16 protein-coding genes and 1 pseudogene are annotated in these 17,248 nt (G+C 66.1%); 12 read left to right on the top strand and 5 right to left on the bottom strand.

Annotation, left to right across the window (positions count from 1 at the left end; all coding sequences use genetic code 11):
• Positions 1–27 precede the first annotated feature (27 nt).
• Positions 28–729, bottom strand: a complete 702-nt coding sequence (locus tag P7644_RS00540; protein WP_404301063.1) for a TetR/AcrR family transcriptional regulator — start codon at positions 727–729, stop codon at positions 28–30.
• A gap of 132 nt (positions 730–861) precedes the next feature.
• Here P7644_RS00540 and P7644_RS00535 point away from each other — a divergent pair, with 132 nt between their 5' ends.
• The 9 genes from P7644_RS00535 to P7644_RS00495 all read left to right on the top strand — a co-directional run bounded on the left by P7644_RS00535 (position 862) and on the right by P7644_RS00495 (position 11,132).
• Complete coding sequence (locus P7644_RS00535; protein ID WP_404301062.1) at positions 862–1,734, top strand: ABC transporter ATP-binding protein; 873 nt, start codon at positions 862–864, stop codon at positions 1,732–1,734.
• Positions 1,731–2,612 carry a branched-chain amino acid ABC transporter permease gene (locus tag P7644_RS00530; RefSeq protein ID WP_404301061.1) on the top strand — a complete coding sequence of 294 codons (882 nt, stop codon included), beginning with the start codon at positions 1,731–1,733 and terminating at the stop codon, positions 2,610–2,612. Before P7644_RS00535 ends, P7644_RS00530 begins: the two co-directional genes overlap by 4 nt.
• Before the next feature lie 12 nt (positions 2,613–2,624).
• A complete protein-coding gene (locus P7644_RS00525) occupies positions 2,625–3,662 on the top strand; it encodes a branched-chain amino acid ABC transporter permease (RefSeq protein ID WP_404301060.1) in 1,038 nt (345 codons plus the stop codon).
• A gap of 18 nt (positions 3,663–3,680) precedes the next feature.
• Positions 3,681–4,868 (top strand): ABC transporter substrate-binding protein, encoded by a 1,188-nt coding sequence (locus P7644_RS00520; protein WP_404301059.1) that lies wholly within the window; start codon positions 3,681–3,683, stop codon positions 4,866–4,868.
• Positions 4,869–5,035: 167 nt separating this feature from the next.
• On the top strand, positions 5,036–5,857 hold the full coding sequence (locus P7644_RS00515) for an ABC transporter ATP-binding protein (protein WP_404301058.1): 822 nt from the start codon (positions 5,036–5,038) through the stop codon (positions 5,855–5,857).
• A 166-nt stretch (positions 5,858–6,023) separates the two neighbouring features.
• Positions 6,024–7,841, top strand: a complete 1,818-nt coding sequence (locus P7644_RS00510; RefSeq protein ID WP_404301057.1) for an AMP-dependent synthetase/ligase — start codon at positions 6,024–6,026, stop codon at positions 7,839–7,841.
• Positions 7,842–7,902: 61 nt separating this feature from the next.
• Positions 7,903–8,685: an enoyl-CoA hydratase/isomerase family protein gene (locus tag P7644_RS00505; RefSeq protein ID WP_404301056.1), complete on the top strand. Its 783-nt coding sequence runs from the start codon at positions 7,903–7,905 to the stop codon at positions 8,683–8,685.
• Between the two features lie 31 nt (positions 8,686–8,716).
• Positions 8,717–9,904, top strand: coding sequence for an acetyl-CoA C-acyltransferase family protein (locus tag P7644_RS00500; protein WP_404301055.1), 1,188 nt, complete (start codon positions 8,717–8,719; stop codon positions 9,902–9,904).
• A gap of 61 nt (positions 9,905–9,965) precedes the next feature.
• Positions 9,966–11,132 carry an acyl-CoA dehydrogenase family protein gene (locus P7644_RS00495; protein WP_404301054.1) on the top strand — a complete coding sequence of 389 codons (1,167 nt, stop codon included), beginning with the start codon at positions 9,966–9,968 and terminating at the stop codon, positions 11,130–11,132.
• 48 nt (positions 11,133–11,180) lie between these two features.
• On the opposite strand, the gene P7644_RS00490 is transcribed toward P7644_RS00495, so the two are convergent.
• The 3 genes from P7644_RS00490 to P7644_RS00480 form a co-directional block, all read right to left on the bottom strand.
• Entirely contained in the window at positions 11,181–11,447 is a 267-nt protein-coding gene (locus P7644_RS00490) for a DUF3297 family protein (protein WP_404301053.1), read from the bottom strand.
• Between the two features lie 523 nt (positions 11,448–11,970).
• Positions 11,971–13,224: a nucleoside recognition domain-containing protein gene (locus P7644_RS00485; protein WP_404301052.1), complete on the bottom strand. Its 1,254-nt coding sequence runs from the start codon at positions 13,222–13,224 to the stop codon at positions 11,971–11,973.
• 36 nt (positions 13,225–13,260) lie between these two features.
• Positions 13,261–14,226: a recombination-associated protein RdgC gene (locus tag P7644_RS00480; protein WP_404301051.1), complete on the bottom strand. Its 966-nt coding sequence runs from the start codon at positions 14,224–14,226 to the stop codon at positions 13,261–13,263.
• 209 nt (positions 14,227–14,435) lie between these two features.
• Between P7644_RS00480 and P7644_RS00475 the strand changes: the two genes are divergently transcribed.
• Together P7644_RS00475 and P7644_RS00470 are read left to right on the top strand one after the other, a co-directional pair.
• Positions 14,436–15,011 (top strand): Spy/CpxP family protein refolding chaperone, encoded by a 576-nt coding sequence (locus tag P7644_RS00475; RefSeq protein ID WP_404301050.1) that lies wholly within the window; start codon positions 14,436–14,438, stop codon positions 15,009–15,011.
• Between the two features lie 104 nt (positions 15,012–15,115).
• Entirely contained in the window at positions 15,116–15,709 is a 594-nt protein-coding gene (locus P7644_RS00470) for an acyloxyacyl hydrolase (RefSeq protein WP_404301048.1), read from the top strand.
• Positions 15,710–16,077: 368 nt separating this feature from the next.
• On the opposite strand, the pseudogene P7644_RS00465 reads toward P7644_RS00470, so the two are convergent.
• Positions 16,078–16,527 (bottom strand): annotated as a pseudogene (locus P7644_RS00465) (tripartite tricarboxylate transporter substrate-binding protein); the annotation flags it as partial.
• Between P7644_RS00465 and P7644_RS00460 the strand changes: the two are divergent.
• Positions 16,523–17,203: an IclR family transcriptional regulator gene (locus P7644_RS00460; protein WP_404301047.1), complete on the top strand. Its 681-nt coding sequence runs from the start codon at positions 16,523–16,525 to the stop codon at positions 17,201–17,203. The pseudogene P7644_RS00465 and the gene P7644_RS00460 sit on opposite strands and share 5 nt — an antisense overlap.
• Positions 17,204–17,248: the final 45 nt, after the last annotated feature.

The following is a 17,248-nucleotide window of genomic DNA, read 5'->3' as shown; positions in this document are numbered from 1 at the left end:
CGCCGGCATCTTGCCGGCATCAACGCATCAGCGTCGCTGGCCCCCGCTCCGGCGCAGCACGCCCTCCAGCACCGTGTCTATGCACTGCTCGGCAATCTGACCCGCACTGTAGTCACCACCGGGCTGGTACCAGCGGCCAATCCAGCTTAAAGCACCGGCGATCACAAAGGCCGTGATCTTCGGGTCGCAGGGCGCGAGCGAGCCTTCCTGTACGCCCTGCGCCACCAGGCGACGGAAGGCTAGGTCGATCTCGCTTTTCATGCGCCGAAGCTCGGTGCGGCTGGGCTCGGGTACTTCCTCGTCGCCCACGCGGATCAGGCACATACCAAAGGGCTGGGTGACGATGTCCACATACACCTGCATGCAGGCGCGCAGCTGGTCCACGGCGTTGCCGCCCGCCTGGCGCGAGGCCTCGATGCCTTCGAGCGTCATCTCCAGCCCCTGGCGCACGCACTGCAGCAGGATCTCGTCCTTGTTTTTCACGTAGTAGTACAGCGTGGGCTTGCTCACATGCAGGCTGGCAGCAATGTCGTCCAGCGAGGTGGCGTGAAAGCCGCGCTCGTTGAACATCTGTGCAGCGGTGGTCAGCACCGCGTTGCGCTTGGCCTCGCGCTGCGCCTCACGCGCGGGGGCCTCGGCCCAGGGAGATGCCGGGGCCTTGATGCGGCGCCCGCGCGGCGCCGCCTTGGCCGGCAGCTTGGCCGGCGCATTGGTGCGTGATGTACCCATACGGGAAATCCTTCATATCTCGGGTAAGTACTGATTTTTCAAAATCGCGCCGGTATCAAAATCTACTTTCAAGTAACTAGTCTACGTAAAAGTAGACAACAATTCTTTCGCAAAAACCCGTAGAGGACCCCGATGGAGACAACGCTTGCGCGCGGCGCGCACCCCACCGCCCCGCCCCTGCTACAGGTGGACAGCGTGACGCTTGCGTTTGGCGGCGTGAAGGCCCTGTCCGGCGTGGGCTTTGGCGTGCAGCCGGGCTCCATCACCGCCGTGATCGGGCCCAACGGCGCGGGCAAGACCTCGCTGTTCAACACCATCTCGGGCTTTTACCGCCCCACGGGCGGCAGCATCCGCTTCCGTGGCCAGGACATCACGCGCATCCCCGCGCCGCAGCGCGCCAAGATGGGCCTGGGGCGCAGCTTTCAGAACATTGCGCTGTTCCGTGGCATGACGGTGCTGGACAACATCAAGCTCGGCCGCCACGCGCACCTGAAAACCAATGTGTTCGACGCGCTGTTCTACCTGGGCCGCGCCCGCCGCGAAGAGGCCGAGCTGCGCCGCGATATTGAGGAACGCATCATCGACTTCCTCGAAATCGACCACATTCGCCACGCGCCGGTCTCGGCCCTGTCCTACGGCCTGCAAAAGCGCGTGGAAATGGCGCGTGCCCTGGCCATGCAGCCGGAAATTCTGATGCTCGACGAGCCCGTGGCCGGCATGAACCGCGAGGAGACCGAGGACATGGCGCGCTTCATCCTCGACGTGCGCGCCGAATGGGGCGTGACGGTGCTGATGGTGGAGCACGACATGGGCATGGTGATGGACCTGTCCGACCATGTGGTGGTGCTCAACTTCGGCCAGGTGATTTCGCAGGGCGTGCCCGCCGTGGTGCAGGCCGACCCCGAAGTCAACCGCGCCTACCTGGGCTCGGGCAACGTCGATGAGCTGCGCGCCAAGCTGCGCGCCGCCGCCCGCATCCCCACTTCCGCTGGAGCCGCCGCATGATGGACTGGGCCTACCTGTTTGAAATCAGCCTCACCGGCATTGCCAGCGGCGGCTTGTACGCGCTGGCCGCGCTGGCTTTCGTCATGGTCTACAAGGCCACGCGCGTGGTGAACATTGCCATTGGCGAAATGCTCATGGCCGGGGGCTATTTGTTCTTCTCCTTCGCCGCCATGTGGGCGCTGCCGCTGTGGCTGGCCATTCCGGCCGCCGTGCTGGCCTGCGGTCTGCTGGGCGCGGTGATCGAGCGCACCATGATCCGCCCGCTGCTGGGCGAGCCGCCGATTTCGGTGTTCATGGTCACGGTGGGCCTGTCGTCGGTGCTCATCGGCCTGGTGGAAATGATCTGGACGGCCGACCAGCGCCGCCTGCCCGAGTTCATGCCCACCAACCCCATCATGGTGGGCGACGCCTTCCTCGCGCCCAAGGTGTTCTGGGGCGCGGTGATTGCGGCGGTGTTCATTGCCGCGGTGCTGCTGGTGTTTCGCTACTGGCGCGGCGGCGTGGCGCTGCGTGCCACGGCCAGCGACCAGGCGGCCGCCTACTCGGTGGGCATCAACGTGCCGCGCGTGTTCTCGCTGGCCTGGGTGGCCTCGGCCATGCTGGCGGCCATCTCCGGGATCATCGTCGGCTCGATTGGCGGCATCTCTTCCAGCATGGGCGTGTTCGGCCTGTCGGTGCTGGTGGTGGTGATCGTGGGCGGCCTGGACAGCGTGCTGGGCGCGCTGGTGGGCGGCATTCTCATCGGGCTGGTGGAGGCGCTGGCCGGGGCCTACCTGGGCGGCGAATACAAGCTGCTGGCCACCTTTGTGGTGCTGGTCGTCATCCTGATGGCGCGGCCCTACGGCCTGTTTGGCACCCACGAAATCGAACGTCTTTAAGGGCTCATCACCATGCGTATCGGAACCCTCAAGGAAAGCTACGTCGCCGACGCGGCGCTGTTCGACTCACGCACCCAACATGCGTGGCTCGCCATCGCTGCCGTGCTGCTGGTGCTCTTTCCCTTCATCGCCAGCGACTACTGGCTCTACCTCGCCTGCCTGGTGGCCATCAATGTGGCGAGTGCCACAGGGCTGAACATCCTCACCGGCTACACCGGCCTGGTGAGCCTGGGCCAGGCCGCCTTCATGGGCCTGGGCGCCTACACCGTGGCGATTTTGCAAACGCGCTACGGCACGCCCATGCTGCTGAACCTGCTGGCCGGGGGCGTGGTGGCCATGCTGGGCGGCATCATCGTGGGCATACCGTCGCTGCGCGTGAAGGGGCTGTACCTGGCGATTGCCACCATCGCCGCCTCGTTCATTGCGCACTTCTTGTTTGCCAACTTCGAGATCACCGGCGGCACGGCCGGGCTGTCGCTGTCCCCGGCGCGCGTGCTGGGCATGGATCTGGACACCTCGTTTCGCCTGTACTGGCTCATCGTGCCGGTGACGGTGCTGATGCTGCTGGGCGCAGCCAACCTGTTTCGCACGCGCATTGGCCGCGCCTTCATCGCCATCCGCGACCGCGACATCTCGGCCGAGGTGCTGGGCATTGCCCTGCTGCGCTACAAGCTGCTGAGCTTTGGCCTGTCGTCGTTTTACGCCGGCATTGCGGGCGGGCTATGGGCCTACTTCTTCCGCGTGGTGACGCCCGAGAGCTTTCCGCTGTCGATGTCCATCTTCTTCCTCGCGGCCATCATCGTCGGCGGCATGGGCTCCATCCTCGGCGGCATTCTGGGCGCGGTGTTCATGACCATGGTGCCCGAGCTGCTCAAGCTGCTGGTCGATCTGCTGCCCGGCGGCGCCAGCCTGGCGGTGTTCCTCTCGCCGGTGCGCCTGGTGATTTTTGGCGCACTCATCATCGGTTTTCTGGTGTTCGAGCCACTCGGACTCGCAGAAATGTGGCGCCGCATGCGCCGCTTCTTCCACCTGTGGCCCTTCCGTAACTAAACCCCTAGGAGACAAGACATGGCACAGCAACGCATTTCCACCCGCCGCCGCAGCCTCATGCTAGGCGCCGCCGCCGCCGGCACCGCCGCGCTCACGCACCCGCTGTCGGTGCTGGCACAGGGGGCCGAGGAGATCGTCGTCGGCGGCTCCATTCCCATGACGGGCGTGTTCGCCTTCGCCGGGGTGGGCATCAACGCCGGCATCCAGGACTACGTGAAGATCATCAATGACGCCGGTGGTATCAAGGGCCGCAAGGTGAAGTACGTGCCGGAAGACACGGGCTACAAGGTCGACGTCTCGGTGGCCGCGTACAAGAAGATCACCAGCCAGAACAAGGTCAACCTCTACTACGGCGACTCCACGGGCTTCTCCAAGACCATCAACCCCGAGCTGGAGCGCAACGGCAACATCCTGATGGCCGGTGCCTCCTTCGCCTCCGAGCTGAACGACCCGAAAAAGTACCCCAACCAGTTCCTGGTCGGCCCCGACTACACCGAGATGTTCAGCATCCTGCTGAAACACATTGCCAAGGAAAAGCCGGGCGCCAAGGTGGCCTTCGTCTACTCCGACTCCGAGTTTGGCCGCGACCCGATTGAAAAGAGCGAAGCCGAGGCCAAGCGCCTGGGCCTGTCGGTGCCCATCAAGATCATGACGCCCGCAGGCAGCGTGGACGTTTCCACCGAGGTCATCAAGCTGCGCCGCGCCGCGCCCGACTACACCATCTTCCACGGCTACATCCTCGCGCCCATCCCCGAGTTCATCACCCAGGGCAAGCAGCAGGGCATGAAATCGAAGTGGATGGGCACGTTCTGGACCATGGACAGCTCCACCGTCATGAAGATGGGCGAGGCGGGCGACGGCTTCATGGGCGTGATGCCCTACCGCTACTACTACGACACCGAGAAGGCCCCCATGCTGGAAAAAATCCGCGCCATGCGCCCGGAGTACCAGAGCACGGCCTACATGCAGGGCTTTCTGGCCGCCATGCTGTTCCTGGAGTCGGCCAAGCGCTGCCTGGACGGCAACAAGCCGCTCACCGGCGCCAACCTCAAGGCGGCGCTCAACAGCCTGAAGGACTTCGACACCGGCGGGCTCATCGGCGTGCCGCTGACCATCACCGGCAACTCCATTCCCGTGGGCCGCGTCTACAAGGCCGACATGAAGGCGCAGAAGATGCTGCCCGCCTCCGACTGGATCAAGTTGTGAACAACCCCCTGAGCGGCTGCGCCGCTTCCCCCTTCTCTCGCTGCGCTACGCGCAGCGGGAAGGGGGACGCCGCCAGTGCGGCGGGGCGGCCCTTGCACGGCGGCCCTGGTCTGGGTAGCGCCAGTTTCACCGCTCGCGCCCCGTACACAGCACCCTGAACCACTGACATGACCCAGGAACCCACGGACAACGTCCTCGAAGTGAACAACATCGAGGTCATCTACAACAAGGTCGTGCAGGCCCTGCGCGGCCTGTCGCTGGCCGTGCCGCGCGGCCACATCGTGGCGCTGCTGGGCAGCAACGGCGCGGGCAAGAGCACCACGCTCAAGGCCGTCTCGGGCCTGCTGCCGCTGGAAAACGGTGCGCTCGAAGCGGGCAGCATCACCTTCAACGGCCAAAGCACCACCGCCATCGCACCGCAGCTGCTGGTGCGCCGCGGGCTGTCGCACGTGATGGAAGGGCGGCGCGTGTTCGAGGACCTCACCATCGAGGAAAACCTCATCGCCTCCACCTACGCGCTCAGCGGGCGTGAAAGTGCGGCCAAGCCCGATTTCGACCTGGTGTACGAATACTTTCCGCGCCTGCACGAGCGGCGCAAGGGCCTGGCCGGTTATCTCTCGGGCGGCGAGCAGCAAATGCTGGCCATTGGCCGCGCGCTCATCGCCCAGCCCGAGCTGATTTTGCTGGACGAGCCCTCGCTGGGCCTCTCCCCCAAGCTCACCGAAGACATCTTCGGCATCATCGCGCGCATCAACGCCGAGCGCGGTACCTCCATGCTGCTGGTGGAGCAAAACGCCACCGTGGCGCTGGCCGTGGCGCACAGCGGCTACATCATGGAAAACGGCAAGATCGTCATCGACGGCAGTGCCGAGCGCCTGGCCAACGACCCCGACGTGCGCGAGTTCTACCTCGGCATGGGCGGCAGCGGCGAAGCCAAGAGCTTCAAAGACATCAAGCACTACAAGCGGCGCAAGCGCTGGCTGTCATGAACCACATCCCCCTGAGGCGCTGCGCGCCTTCCCCCTTCTCTCGCGCTTGCGCGCGGGAAGGGGGACGCCACCAGCGCGGCGGGGCGGCCCTTGCGCGGTGGCCACTGACCTGGGCCACGCCAGTTTTCAAGGCTGCGCCCCATACGACGCGCATTGGATGACCGACATGAACCTTCCTGAACTCACCCTGCCCCAAATGCTGCGCCAGCGCGCGCAGCGCGACGCCCAGCGCGTGGCCATCCGGCAAAAAGACTTTGGCATCTGGAAGCCCGTCACCTGGGCGCAGTACTACCAGCGCGCCTGCCACTTCGGCCAGGGCCTGCAGCAGCTGGGCCTGCCCGCAGGCGGCCATGTGGGCGTGATTGCCGAAAACCGCATCGAATGGGTGCTGGCGCAGATGGGCGCGGGCCTGGTGGGCGGCATCACCGTGGGCGTGTACCCCACCAGCCCGGCCAACGAAGTGGCCTACGTGGTGGGCCATGCCGACATCGACATCATGGTCTGCGAAGACCAGGAGCAGACCGACAAGGTGCTCGATGCCCTGAGCGAGCTGCCGCGCCTGAAAAAAATCATCGTCATGGAGACCAAGGGGCTGCGCAGCTTCGCCCCCGAGCACCGCCAACTCATCGTCACCTTCGACGAGGTGGAGCGCCTGGGTGCAGGCATCCACAGCCAGGCGCGCATTGACGAAGTGCTGGCCAAGCAAACGCTCGACGACATCGGGCTGATGATCTACACCTCCGGCTCCACCGGCAAACCCAAGGGCGCCATGGTCTCGTGGCGCAACATGCGCGGCGTCAGCCCCGGCATCATCGAGCGCCTGCGGCTCAATGCGCACACCACGCACCTGTCGTACCTGCCGCTGTGCCACGTGGCCGAGCAAATGCTCACCACCTTCTGCCCCATCTACCTGGGCTCGCAGGTGAACTTTGGCGAGTCCATCCGCACCGTGCAGGAAGACCTGCGCGAGGTGGCGCCCACCATGTTCCTGGGCGTGCCGCGCATTTGGGAAAAGCTGCACTCGGCCATCAGCATCAAGATGCAGGAAACCGGCGCGCTGCGCCGCGCGCTCTACCAGCGCGCCCTGGCCGACTGCGCCCCGCTGGCGGAGAAACCGCGCAGCCAGTGGAGCCTGGGCGAGCGCCTGCGCTACGCCGCGCATTACTGGCTGGTGCTGCGCGCGCTGCAAAACTTCATCGGCCTGCGCGAGGCCCAGGTGGCGCTGACCGGCGCCGCGCCCATCGCACCCGACGTGGTGCGCTTTTTCCGCACACTGGGCGTGCCGCTGATCGAGGTCTATGGCCTGACCGAATCCACCGGCATGGTCACCGGCCACGCGCTGGACCGCGTGAGCGTGGGCACCGTCGGCATTCCCACGCAGGGCGTGCAGTGGCGCATTGCCCAGGGCAGCGACGACGACATGGGCGGCGAGTTCCAGATCAAGGGCGAGATGGTGTTCGCCGGGTACTACAAGAACCCCGAGGCCACGGCGCAAAGCATCCAGGACGGCTGGCTGCACACCGGCGACGTGGTGCGCCTGGTGGACGGGCAGATCAAGATCGTCGATCGCCTGAAAGACATCATGATCACCGCCGGCGGCAAGAACCTCACGCCGTCCGAGATCGAGAACACGATGAAGGCCAGCCCCTACATCAAGGAGTGCGTCATCGTGGCCGAGGGGCGCAAGTTCGTCGGCGCGCTGGTCATGCTCGACATTGATACCGTGGGCAAATGGGCCGAGGCACAGCGCATCCCGTTCACGCATTTCCGCTCGCTGGTGGAGGCTCCGCAAGTGCGCCAGCTCATCGACGCCGAGATTGCCAGCGGCAACGCCAAGCTGGCCCAGGTGGCCCAGATCCGCAAGTTCCACCTGCTCACCAAGGAGCTGGACCACGACGACGGCGAAGTCACCGCCACCATGAAGGTGCGCCGCAGCAGCATCTACAAAACCTACGCCGCCGAGATCGAGGCGCTGTATTCCTAACCAAAATGGCCGATGGCGCTTACCCATAAAGCGCTAGCAGCTCTTATTTCAGTAGCAATCCATGTCCGACACCGCACCCCTGCTCGTCACCCGCCAAGGCGCGGTGGCCACGCTGCGCTTCAACCGCCCCGCCGCCATGAACGCGCTGGACCTGCCCACCGCGCTGGCGCTGCGCGATGCCGCGCAGGCCATCAGCCAGGACCCCGAGGTGCGCGCCGTGCTGCTGCAGGGCAGCGGCCGCGCCTTCGTGGCCGGGGGCGACCTGGCCGCACTGCGCGCCGACCCGGTGCAGGGCGCGCAGGACCTGCTGGGCCCGCTCAACGAAACCCTGCTGCTGCTGCAGGGGTTGAATGCCCCGGTCATCGCCCAGGTGCACGGCGCAGCGGCGGGCGCGGGCCTGTCGCTGATGCTGATGTGCGACTTCGTGCTCGCGGCCGAGGGCACCAAGTTCAACCTCGCCTACATCAACCTCGGCACCAGCTGCGACGTGGGTGCCTCGTGGGCGCTGCCGCGCCTGGTGGGCCTGCGCCATGCGCTGGAAATCGCGCTGCTGGGCGAGACCTTCAGCACCGACGATGCCCTGCGCCTGGGCCTGGTCAACCGCGTGCTGCCCGCCGCCGAGCTGGACGCCGCTGCCCAAGCCCTGGCCACGCGCCTGGCCAACGGCCCCACCCTGGCCTATGGCCACATGCGCCGCCTGATGCGCGGCAGCTTCGACCACGACCTGGCCACGCAGCTGCAGGCCGAGGCACAGTGCTTTGACGCCTGCGCCCGCACGGCCGACCTGCGCGAAGGCATCGAGGCCTTTTTTGCCAAGCGCCCGCCGCAGTTCCAGGGCCGCTGAACACAGCTTTCTTTTTTCCAGGAGTTTTGCCATGACCCACCGTGACGTCTTCGTCGTCAGCACCGCCCGCACCGCCATCGGCACCTTCGGCGGCAGCCTGAAGGACGTGCCCAACACCCAGCTCGCCACCACCGCCGTCAAAGCGGCCATCCAGCGCTCGGGCCTGGCGCCCGACGCCGTGGGCCATGTGGTCATGGGCAACGTGATCCCCACCGACACCAAGGACGCGTACCTCTCCCGCGTGGCCGCCATCGATGCCGGCTGCCCCATCGAAACGCCCGCGTTCAACGTCAACCGCCTGTGCGGCTCGGGCCTGCAGGCCATCATTTCGGCGGCCCAGGCCATCGGCTATGGCGACTGCGACGTCGCCGTGGGCGGCGGCAGCGAGTCCATGAGCCGGGGCCCCTACTTCGACCAAGCCGCCCGCTACGGCGCGCGCATGGGCGACGCCAAGAGCATCGACTACATGCTCGGCATCCTGCACGACCCCTGGCAGAAGATGCACATGGGCATCACCGCCGAGAACGTGGCCGAGCGCTACAAAATCTCGCGCGAGATGCAGGACCAGCTGGCGCTGGAAAGCCAGCGCCGCGCCGCCGCTGCCATCGCCGCTGGCTACTTCAAGGAGCAGATCGTCCCCGTCGAAATCGCCACGCGCAAAGGCACCGTGCTGTTCCAGGAAGACGAGCATGTGCGCGCCGCCACCACGCTCGACGTATTGGCAGGCATGAAGCCTGCGTTCAAGAAGGACGGCGGCACCGTGACCGCCGGCAACGCCTCGGGCATCAACGACGGCGCCAGCGCCGTGGTGCTGGTGGCGGGCGATCGACTGCAAGCCCTGAACGTGAAGCCCCTGGCCCGCCTGGTGGGCTACGCGCACGCCGGCGTGGACCCCGCGTACATGGGCATCGGCCCCGTGCCCGCCACGCAGAAGGTGCTGGCACGCACGGGCCTCAAGGTGCAGGACATGGACGTGATCGAGGCCAACGAGGCCTTCGCCGCCCAGGCCTGCGCCGTGGTGCAGGAGCTGGGCCTGGACCCGGCCAAGGTCAACCCCAACGGCTCGGGCATCTCGCTCGGCCACCCGGTGGGCGCCACCGGCGCCATCATCACCACCAAGGCTATCGCCGAGCTGCACCGCTCGAAAGGGCGCTATGCGCTGGTCACCATGTGCATTGGCGGCGGCCAGGGCATCGCCGCCATCTTCGAACGGGTTTGAGTCTTTTTGGCCTACAGCGCTTGTCCATCAAGCGCTTGCAGCTCTCTATTCAATAGCAACCATGCTCCCCAACACCCTCCTCACGGCCGAGCAGAAGGCCGAACTACAGCTCTTCACCGAATCGCTGGAGCGCTTTTGCGACACCGAGATCGAGCCCCATTACCGTGACTGGGAAAAGGCCGGCCTCGTCAGCCGCACACTGTTCCGCAAGATGGGCGAGAACGGCTACCTCTGCGCTGACGTGCCCGAGCAGTATGGCGGCCCGAGCGCCAGCGTGCACTTCTCGTTCGCCGTGGTGCAGGTGCTCTCGCGCCGCGGTTACGGCGGCTTTGTCGGCGGGCTGCAGGTGCACAACGATATCGTTCCGCCCTACCTGCTCAACTTCGGCACCGAGGCGCAGCGCGAATACTGGCTGCCGCGCATGGTCAGCGGCGAGGCGGTGGCGGCCATCGGCATGACCGAGCCCGGCGCGGGCAGCGACCTGAAGGCCATCCGCACCACCGCCAAGCGGGATGGCGACGGCTACGTCATCAACGGCAGCAAGATCTTCATCAGCAACGGCCAGCACTGCGACCTGCTGGTGCTCGCCGCCAAGACCGACCCGGCGCTTGGGGCCAAGGGCGTGAGCCTGTTCCTGGTGGATACGAAAAACCCCGGCTTCACGCGCGGCCAGAACCTGGAGAAGATCGGCCAGCACGCGGGCGACACCTCCGAGCTTTTCTTCAACGACCTGCGCGTGCCGGCAGACGCCCTGCTGGGCGGCGTGGAAGGCCAGGGCTTCGTGCAGATGATGCGCGAGCTGCCGCGCGAGCGCCTCATCATCGGCGTGCAGGCGGTATACGGCGCCCAAGGCGCGCTCGACGCTACGGTGAAGTACGTGCAGGAACGCCAGGCCTTCGGCCAGGCCATCGCCCAGTTCCAGAACACGCGCTTCACGCTGGCGCAGTGCGCCAGCGACATCGCCGCCGCCGAGGCGTTTTTGAACGCCAGCGTCGCCGCCTACGAGCGCGGCGAACTCACGCCCGAGGCCGTGAGCGCGCTCAAGCTCCACACCACCGAGATCTTCGGCCGCGTGGCCGACGCCTGCCTGCAACTCTTCGGCGGCTACGGCTACATGGCCGAATACCCCATCTCACGCTTCTGGACCGACGCGCGCGTGCTGCGCATCTACGGCGGCACGTCGGAGATCATGAAGGAACTGGTGGCACGCTCGCTGCTGGGACGCTGAGCCAGGCCCCCATCACCACAGGCCACCCGGTTCGCCGGGTGGCTTTTTTTATGCCGCGGATTCCGGCTTGTAGAACGCCTCCACGCTGCCCTTGAGCGTGATGAGCAGTGGGCGGCCCTTGCGGTCCAGCGTCTTGCCCGCGGGCACCTTGATCCAACCCTCGCTCACGCAGTACTCCTCCACGTCAAAGCGCTCCTTGCCGTTGAAGCGGATGCCGATGTCCGCCTCCTGCTGGAACACGGCGGCCACATGGTGCGGGCTGCGCGGGTCAACGGCAAGGCGGTCGGGCAGGGGGAGCTTGGCGGTATCGGTCACGGGCAAAGGTCTGGAAAGCAAACAGGGCGAGCCCGCATTGTCCCGCAATCACGCGGCCGCCACGGCCTGCGTGGCCTGCACGGGACTGAAATACTCCTGAAAAAAGAGCTGCATGCGCTTTTACAGCAAGCGTTTAAGCCATTTTTTCCTTAAAAAAATCTGTCATAACCCCGTCTGTGGATAAGTCTGCGGAGCATTCCCGCATAACCGGGCAGTTATGCACAGGCGCGGACTTGGCGCGCGGCTTGTCCCCATTTCGGGTGCAGCGCCCGCCTATCCCCGTCCCCAGGCTTTGGCCGCACACAAGTGCTTGATCTCTTTGCCAAAAAACAGCTTACCCACAGTAAGCGCCGAGGCTCTACTACTACGACTATTTTTAAATAGTGGATTCAATGAATAACAACCGGCGGCTTCGGGCCCTGGCCTGAAACCCCTGGCGCTGGATGGTTTTTTTGGCCGGTAATGACCGTTGGGACAAAAAAAAGCGCCCGACAGGGCGCTTTGTGAAGGGGAAGACCGTGGCTCAGCGCAGCATGGCGTAGCCCACGCCAATCGCCGCCAGCAGGCCCACGGCATCGGCCAGCAGGGCGCAGGCCAGGGCGTGGCGGGTGTGCTTCACGCCCACGCTGCCGAAGTACACGGCCAGCACGTAGAAGGTGGTCTCGGTCGAGCCCTGGATGATGGCCGCCAGGCGCCCGACGAAGGAGTCCACGCCGTGGGTCTGCAGCACGTCGATCATCAGGCCGCGCGCGCCCGCGCCCGACAGCACCTTCATCAGCCCCACGGGCAGGGCGGGCAGGAAGTCGGTGTTCCAGCCCAGCGCCGCCACGCCCGCGCCTATGGCCGAGAGCAGCGCGTCCATGCAGCCCGCGGCGCGGAACACGCCGATGGCCGCCAGGATGGCGATGAGGTAGGGAATGATCTGCACCGCCACGCCAAAGCCCTGCTTGGCGCCGTCGACGAAGGCGTCGTACATGTTCACGCGGCGCCAGGCGCCGGCCAGCAGGAACAGCAGCACCACGCCCAGGATCACCGCCGCGCCCGTGCTGCCCGCCACCTGGGCCGCCCGCTCGGCTGGCAGCCGCGCCAGGCCGGCCACCGCCGCCGCCAGCAGGGCGCCCACGGCCAGCAGCGGCAGCAAGAGGCGCGCGCGCCACAGCGGCAGGCGCTGCGCCACGGCCACGGCCAGCACGCCGGCTAGCAGCGAGGCGAAGGTGACCAGCAGCGTGGGCAGGAAGATGTCCGCGGCGTTGAAGCCCGCGCCCAGGCCCTGCTTCAGGGCCACGCTCTGGCGGATGGCAATCACCGAGGTCGGGATCAGGGTCAGCCCGGCCGTGTTCATGACCACGAACATGATCTGCGCATTGCTGGCGGTACCGGCGGGTTCGCGGTTCAGGCCCTGCAGTTCCTGCATGGCCTTCAGGCCCAGGGGCGTGGCGGCGTTGTCCAGGCCCAGCAGGTTGGCGCTGATGTTCATGGTCATCGCGCCCTGGGCCGGGTGGCCGGCGGGCACGCCGGGAAAAAGGCGCCGCAAGAGCGGCCCGGCCAGGCGCGCCAGCAGCTCCACCATGCCGGCCTGCTCGCCCACGCGCATCAGGCCCAGCCACAGCGCCATGATGCCGGCCAGGCCGAGCGAGATTTCAAAGCCGGCGCGCGCGCCGTCGAACAGGGCGTTCAGCAGCGCCTGGAAGATGCCGGCCTCGCCCAGCAGCCAGCGCGCCACGGCGGTGGCAAAGGCCACGATGAAGAAACCCGTCCAGACCCAGTTGAGTGCCATGGAACTCGATGGTAGCGGCCTGGCCCGCGCCGGCGCTTAGAACGGCGCGTCGTCGTCCGGGCCGCTGGCCGGGGCGTGCAGCGCGGTGGCGGCCGGTGCGGTAGCGCCCATGTCGCTGCGCCCTTCCCCGCCCAGCGCCGCTATCAGGTCCGGGATCAGCTTGGCTAACTCGCCCGTGGCGATCGCCACGTCGGCGTCGAAGCCGCCATCGTCCTGGGCCTGGCCCTCGAACACCGTGTCCAGGAAGGCCAGCTTCTTCAGCTGCAGGCCCTCGGTCAGCACGAAGCTCACGCGCTCGTCCCAGGTCATGGCCAGCTTGGTGGGCAGCTTGCCGGCCTGGATGTGGGCCTGCACCTCCTCGATATCCAGCGGGTGGCGCGCGTAGCGCACTACCGCCTTGCTCTCGTCGGCAGCCTTGAGCTCGCATTCGCGGTCCACGGAAAAGCCCGCCGGCGCCTCCTGCTCCTTGAGCCACAGGGCCATGGCCGTCTGCGCGCTGGTCTGCGTGTCCAGCAGCGCCAGCGACAGACCCGGCAGCTGCTCGACCAGCAGGCTGGTGATCTCGTCGGCACGGCCCTGGGCGCCGGTGTCCAGCACCAGCAGGCCGGCCTCGCGGTCGATCCACACCCAGGTCGAGCCCTGCTTGGTGAAGGCCATGGGCAGCAGGTCCAGCTTGGCCTCGTCCTTGAGCTCCTTGCTTTCCTTCTTGCCGGGCTTGCGGCCGGTCTGGCGCTCGATCTGCTCGGCCTTCTCCTTCACCTTGCGCGCCAGCACCGTGGCCGGCAGCAGCTTGGCCTCGGTCATGAAACGCAATATCCATTGCCCGCCCACGCTCTCGGCCAGCAGGCCATGGGCGTCGCCGCGCGGCGGCACCCAGCCACTGGACTTCTCCTGCGTGGCGCCGCATTCCTGGAACGGCGTCTTGGCCAGCGCCTCTTCCAGCGCGGTCAGATCGGCCTGCCAGCCGGGGGCAATGCGGTAGACGATGAGGTTCTTGAACACTTGGAAATTCCCTGTTTTGATAGCTGTCAGCGCTTGATGGTAGAGCGCTGGAGGCGTATTTTTTTACTAAAAATGCAGCCGGCATGCGAAGCGACGTTCGGCATGGACTGGCAGAACTTTACACAGGCGCAGCGTTCCAACATGGCGGCGATACACGCATGCAGCACATTGGCCTCCATGGTCACTGTCACGCAAGAAAGGAACCCAGCATGACCCGTCTGCACCTCACCCAACGCCTGGCCTGCACCGCCCTGGTGGCGGCCCTCGCCGGCCTTGCCGCCCCTGCCTTTGCCCAGCCCGGTCCCGGCGCAGGCCCCGGCCCCATGGCCGAGCAAGCCCAGCGCCCACGAATGCGCTCCATGACGCCCGAGCAGCGCGAGCAATACATGCTCAAGCGCGCCGAGGCCTTCAAGCAAAAGCTGCAGCTCACGCCCGCGCAGGAGCCGGCCTGGAACAGCTTGGTGCAGTCCATGAAGCCCGGCACGCAGGCCCGCCTGGACATGCAGGGCATGGACAAGCTGAGCACGCCCGAGCGCATCGACCGCATGCGCGCCATGCGCGCACAGCGCGATGCCGAGATGGATAGACGCGGCGATGCCGTGAAGGGCTTTTATGCCCAGCTGACGGCGGAGCAGCAAAAGATCTTCGACGCCGAAGGCGCACGCATGTATGGGTATGGCCCGCGCGGCGCCAAGCAGGGCCGGGGCATGCACCACCACCACCACTATCACCATGGCTATGGCTATGGTCCTGGCGCCGAACCCGGCGCACCGGCAGCGAAATGAGGCCAAGGCCAGGCCGCATGCTGCGGCCCTGGCCTACAAGGTGGGGGGACGAGGAAGTCCTACATTCGTTACGTTTTCCATGCAAAAACTAACGAATCAACATCATGTGCCACCTCTTTCCCTCTCGCACAGGCCACAGCCAACGCTACCCGTACGTCTTGGCTGCCGGCCTGTTTGCCAGCATCCCCGTCTGCGCCCAGCAGGCCGCGGGGGATTTGTCGCATGCCTCCAGCATCTACCTGCAGGCCGGCAGGGCGCAGCACAACACCGATGCCGTGACCGCAGGCATCACCCTGCCCTGGGGCCGGTGGCGCATGCCGCTGTGGGGCGGCGAGCTGAGCGGGCATTGGGACATGTACCTGAGCCGCTGGTCATTCCACGGCGCCGCCGGCCATGACAGCAGCCTGGTGCTGGGCGTCACGCCCACGGTGCGCCTGCGGCCCGACCAGGGCCGTGCCGCCTGGTTCTGGGAGGCCGGCATAGGTGCCACCCTGGCCAGCCAGCGCTATCGCCCCGCGGGGGAAGAGGAATTCAGCACGCGCTTCAACTTTGCCTCGCACCTGGGCCTGGGGATCAACCTGGGGGCGCAGCGCCGGCACGAGCTGCTGCTGCGGCTGCAGCATGTCTCCAACGCCAGCATCAAACAGCCCAATCCAGGCGCGCAGTTCGTGCAGCTGCGCTACGCCCTGCATTTCTGAGCCTGGGCAGAGCGTTGCTGTGGACAATCCTGGGGACGCTGCGCGGGCAAGTCCTGCGTTGTCCACAGCGGACAGCCGCCGCGCACAGTTGTACCCATTACCTGTCTCGCTTGCACCCCCGCCGGGGCACAGGCTTTGCAGCCGCGCAAGTGCGCGCCGGCATTCAGGAAAAGACCCTTGTCCACAGCCAGGCAGGCGGCTCTACTACTACCACTATGAAGATATAGAACTATCAATAAATAACCAGTGACCGGAGCGAGTAAGGCCAACGGTCGGGGCGAATGCTTCAAAAAAAATAGCGGTTGGCGCTTGATATACAAGCGCCAACCGCCTTTTTTAACCTGAAAATCAGCCTGTGCTGCCGGGGCTTACTTGCCCAGGCCGAGCTTGTCGATGATCACCTTCTCCGTTTTCATGGTGTCCAGCGCGTACTGCTTGTAGGTGGCGCTGTCCATGTAGTAGGTGTCCATATCGAACTTCGCCAGCGACTCCTTGTAGTTGGGCATCTCCATGGCCTTCTTGAAGGCGTCGTGCAGCACCTGGGCGATCTTCGGATCCGTGCCCTTGGGCAGCACCAGGCCGAACGGCGAGGTCTGCACCAGGTTGATGCCCGATTCCTTGAGCGTGGGCACATTCGGGAACCTGGCCGAGCGCTTGTCCCCCCAGACCGACAGCAGGCGCAGCTTGCCCTGCTCCACATACGGCGCCCAGCCGGGCGTGTCGGCGATCGACATCACATGCCCGCCCAGCACCGCCTGCAGCGATTCGGAGTTGCCCTTGTAGGGAATGTGGTTCAGCGTCACGCCCGCCTGCATGGCGCGAACCCGCCAGATTGACTTTGACGAGGGCGCGGACAGCCGCCGCTTCGTGACCGCGCTGGCGCGCGGGCTGGAGTTGCTGGCCTGCTTCCAGGTGGATGAGAAATGGCTGAGCAACGCCGAGATCGCGGCGCGCACCGGCCTGCTCAAGCCGACGGTGGTGCGCCTGGCCTACACGCTGTGCGTGCTCGGCTACCTGCGCCATTCGCGCGAGAGCGGCAAGTACGCGCTGGGCGACGGCCTGGCGGCGCTGGGCATCACCATGGTGTCCAACCTCAAGCTGCGGCGCATCGCGCGCCCGTACATGCAGGACTTGGCCGACCGCTACGACATCTCGGTGTCGCTGGGCATCCGCAATGGCCTGTCGGTGCTGTATGTGGAGAACTGCCGCTCGGGCGCGCCGCTGTCGCTGGGACTGGACCTGGGATCGCGCATCCCGATTGCGGAGACGGCCATGGGCCATGCGCTGCTGGCCGTGATGGAGCCGCGCGACTGGCAGACGGACATCGCCGGCGTGGGCGCGGCCATCCGCCAGCCCGATGGACGGGTGATCACCTTCAATGCCGGGGGCTCGGCCAGCAAGTTTCCGCACCTGCTGCTGGAGCAGGAAATCGGCCCGCAGCTGGCGCGCATGGTCAATGGGCTGGAGTCTTTCGTGCGCAGCGAGGATGCCTGAGTTAGCTATTTATTAAATAGCTTATGACGCTTTACTGGTAAGCGT

The organism is Alicycliphilus denitrificans (assembly GCF_044792555.1).
Taxonomy (GTDB): Bacteria; Pseudomonadota; Gammaproteobacteria; order Burkholderiales; family Burkholderiaceae_C; genus Alicycliphilus; species Alicycliphilus denitrificans_A.
The sequence above is the reverse complement of the archived record's forward strand: the minus strand, read 5'-3'. Positions and strand labels throughout refer to the sequence as shown.